Annotated in this window: 2 protein-coding genes and 2 pseudogenes; 2 read left to right on the top strand and 2 right to left on the bottom strand. The window is 67.5% G+C overall.

Annotated elements, in window-relative coordinates; all coding sequences use genetic code 11:
* Positions 1-878 precede the first annotated feature (878 nt).
* Positions 879-1,094 carry a hypothetical protein gene (locus tag CCN35_RS29550; protein ID WP_245863228.1) on the top strand — a complete coding sequence of 72 codons (216 nt, stop codon included), beginning with the start codon at positions 879-881 and terminating at the stop codon, positions 1,092-1,094.
* Between the two features lie 233 nt (positions 1,095-1,327).
* On the opposite strand, the pseudogene CCN35_RS17695 reads toward CCN35_RS29550, so the two are convergent.
* Positions 1,328-1,882 (bottom strand): annotated as a pseudogene (locus CCN35_RS17695) (flavoprotein).
* Positions 1,879-3,152 (bottom strand): annotated as a pseudogene (locus tag CCN35_RS17690) (helix-turn-helix domain-containing protein). The pseudogenes CCN35_RS17695 and CCN35_RS17690 overlap by 4 nt, the downstream one beginning before the upstream one ends.
* A 305-nt stretch (positions 3,153-3,457) precedes the next feature.
* On the opposite strand from CCN35_RS17690, the gene CCN35_RS17685 reads away from it, so the two are divergent.
* On the top strand, positions 3,458-3,756 hold a 299-nt coding region (locus tag CCN35_RS17685), incomplete at its 3' end, for an ATP-binding protein (RefSeq protein ID WP_342748632.1).

Below are 3,756 nucleotides of genomic sequence, written 5' to 3'. Positions count from 1 at the left end.
AGTCTCAGGGGACCAGGTCACACCGGGTAGGGTCACGGCCTGCTAAAGGAAGGGCACGTTGGACCTCAATGAGGTTGAGAAGGCCGTAGACAGCGGAAGAGGCTACGCCGCTATCAGCGTCAAGACTCTTCGTAACGCTGTGGGGGGCAGCCCGAGCAAAGAAGAACGTGGTAGCGGAGATCTCTGCTGGTCTACGAGCAGCTGGATTCGGTCACGCACCGTTCGAGATACCGAAGCGCCAAGACCGAGTGGTTCTGGTGTACCGCCTCGGTGCTAGCAATAGTGCTGCACTGATGGCGACGGTAGAAGCAGTCCATGGTGATGGCGAGCAAGCGGACGGGGCCGCATGGCATCTAAGCACCATGCTGCGTTCACTCGACAGCCGGTAAGGCTCCGCGCATCTTCTGACATCCACGGCTGACATCAACGAGGCCGAACAGCGGCACATAATGGCGCCCCTGAGCGGCCGTCGGGCCAGCCGACGGCAGCCACCGAGAGCAGCCTGAATCGAACTCCTAAAGCGGGTGTCACAGGTTCGGATCCTGCCGGGGCACCAGCGCAAACGGCCCGGACGATCATGGTCCGGGCCGTTTTGGCGGCACCGTTTGACGGCAATCGACGCTCAGGTGGCTGGCAACCGGTGCGTGAGAAGTCGGTGAGGCTCGTCGCCCCGTCAACACAGTTGGCAAGCGTGTTGGTCGCTGGGAACGCTTGGCCCCGCGACACCACCAGTCGACGCGGCTAGGTTGAGGCGTGGACGAGAGCGCGATCACCATCACGCTCACACGTGATCAGACGTTAGTGCTGTCGGACTGGCTGTACCAATTGGTTCTCCGGTCCGACGGCCTTGAAGGAATCATGCATGACCGAGCCGTCTGGTGATCTACGCGATCTCAGGAACGCTGGACAAGACACTGAGCGAGATCTTCATGTCCGGCTACAGCCCACGACCCGAGGCAGCGAAGGAACGGCTCCGCACCGACCTGTACGGCGAAAGCGAGGGGTCGACGGCACCAGGCGAGGACACAACCACCGCACCACAAGCGCACCACATCGAGCGGGAAACCACGGGGAACCAGGGTGAAAGCCGCTGAAGCTTACAAGCCCGGCCACCGGCCATCCACCCAGGTCAGCCCCCGAACCGGCCGCCAATGATCGCAGCTTCCCAAGCTGAGAGCGCGAGTTCGATTCTCGTCACCCGCTCTACGAAGAAAGCCCAGGTCAGAGACCTGGACTCTGTTGTTTGTGCACACAAATCAGCCACCGCGTGCCAGATCCGCGCCAGATACGCACCACCTCACCCGGGCCCCTGTCGGCGGGCCGCGCCTCACGGCCGCCGGCCGAGCCGCGGCTCCAGAAGGTCCAGGGCCTCCTCCCACCGGAAGCGCTCCGCCCCGCCTCCGGCCTTCGGCCGGTGCGGCTCGTAGGAGCCGATCATGACGTTCATCTCACGCAGCCTGTCCAGACTCCGCGCATAGGCGGGATGAGCCGCCTGGGCGGCGTTCAGACAGGGCAGCACGGCCATGGGGACACCCAGGCCGTACACCTCGCACAGAATGCCCGGGGCAAGGGTGTCGGAGATCCCGGCGGCCCACTTGTTGATCGTGTTGAAGCTGGCCGGGGCGACGGCGATGGCATCGGCAGGCGGCAGAGGACGCACCTCACCGGGCGTGCGCCAGGCGGAGCGGACCGGGTGGCCGGTCTGCTCCTGGACGGCCTCCACGTCGAGGAAGGCCAGTCCCTGCGGGGTGGCGACGACACCGACGTCCCAGCCCCGTTACTGCGCGGCTGCGATCAGCTTGCCGGCGTCGGCGGCGATGCCGCACGCGCAGACGACGACGTACAAGAAGGGCTTCTTCCCCGTGGCTGTCGGATCGATCACGCAGGCACTCCGAGTCGTCGGCTGAGCCGGTGCAGTCCGGGCAGAGTACGACGGCGGTCGCGAGCCGCCATCTCCGCGACCAGATCGCGGACGGCGGGACGGCGGACATCCTGTGCGGCGCACGTCTCGGCGACGCACAGGGCCCGGTGGCCCTCGGCAAGGCGCCCCTGCCGGCTGTACGCCCGGGCCACCTCCAGCCACAGCGCGGCCCGGCGCTCCGGAACGGGGATGCGGCGGCGCATGAGCAGGTGGGCCGCTTGAAGAGCGAGGCCGACGTCGCCCAGGGCCACCCGTGCGCTGACTTCGTGAAGGGCCGCATTGGTGGGCCCGAAGGTGGCTCAGGCGTCGGGCCGGTCGAGGGAGACGTACCGTGCCACCTCCTTCGCCTCGGAGAGGAACTCCTCCGCGGCGGCACGGTTGCCTCCACCGCCGGCCGCGGTCGCACCGCGCAGGAGCAGCAGTCCGACGGCCGCGAGGTACTCCGGGGAGCGGCGGTCGTAGGAACCGGTGAGCTGGTCGGCGGTGCGGCGCACAAGGGCGACGGCCTGCTCGGTGTGCTTCTCACGGGCGAGGACGTGATCCTGTGCGCGGACGCTCGAGGCGAGGATCAGCGGATCACCGGAGCGTTCGGCCTCGGCCATCGCACGGCCGACGGCGAGCCAGGCAGTCCCTTGGTCGTGCTGCTTGAGCAGCAGACTGGTCGCGGTCTGGTACGCCGTGGCCAGGAGCGGCGAGAACGCGTCCGTGGCTCTCGCGTCGTGCGCGGCCTGCCGCAGGTCGGCGATCAGGCCGGGGAGCATGTGTTCCAGTGCCGTGTAGTCACAGGTGTGGAAGAGTCTGCGGGCCTCGCCGACCCGTCTGCGCGGAACGGCCGTATCAAGCGGGGCAGCGGTGCCTGCCGGAACAAACCCGGGCAGGAGGGCCTGAACGAGTTCGTCGCGGGAGGCGACCGGTTCGGCAGAGGGCACGAAAGCCGCTACGCCGGCGGCAAGGAACGTACGACGATGCACGTCCTCGGCTCCGAAATCGGCAGCGGAGACGCCAGACGTGGCCGCGGAGCCCCAACTGCTCAGAAGGGAATGCCGAGTTCCTGCACAACAGCCCGCAGGACACGGATGTCCTCCGTGCCACGACCGCTCTCCAGGCGGCTCGTCTTGGACTGGTGACAGCCGAGCGCGGCAGCGACCTCCTTCTGCGAGCGTCTCCGCAACACCCTTGCCCGACGGATCACTTCACCGATCCGCCGAGCTTCGCCGCACGCCTCGGTCATCCGCCACGGCCCCTTCCACCGCTGATCCTGCCTGCTCAACAGGGCTTGAATCAGCCGGGTTTCGCTTCGATGCAGCTCTTGCATACCCCATGCGTCAGTGGCGCATGACCCAAAAACCACAACGACCGACCGGTTCCTTGAAGTGGCACCACCGACGCCACTGTCGCCACTCTCGCAAGGAAGGTCGTCCATGGCAGCACACCGGCTCGCCTTCTCGGTACCGGCCACGGCAAACGCGGTCACCACCGCGCGGGCACCGGGCCGTGGACGGGATACGGCGCTGGAACACAGGACTGGACGACGACGTGGTGCACACCGCAGCCCTGGTGATCAGCGAACTGCTCACGAACGCGGTCCAGCATGTCGGTGCCGGCCGGATTCTCCTGACCGTCCGGCTCACCGGAACCGTTCTGCGCATCGAGGTCCACGACTCCGGCTCGCGGCTCCCCCGGCCCGGCCTCCCGGCCGAGAACAGCGAGAGCGGACGTGGTCTGCTCCTGGTGGCCGCTCTGACCGACCGGCACGGTGCCGAGCCGGCTCCCACGGGCAAGCGGTGCTGGGCGGAGATCCACCTGCCCACCCCGCCGAGGACGGAAAACCCCGC

Source organism: Streptomyces thermovulgaris, assembly GCF_002155915.1.
Lineage (GTDB): Bacteria > Actinomycetota > Actinomycetes > Streptomycetales > Streptomycetaceae > Streptomyces > Streptomyces thermovulgaris.
This window is presented reverse-complemented; position numbering and strand designations above follow the sequence as displayed.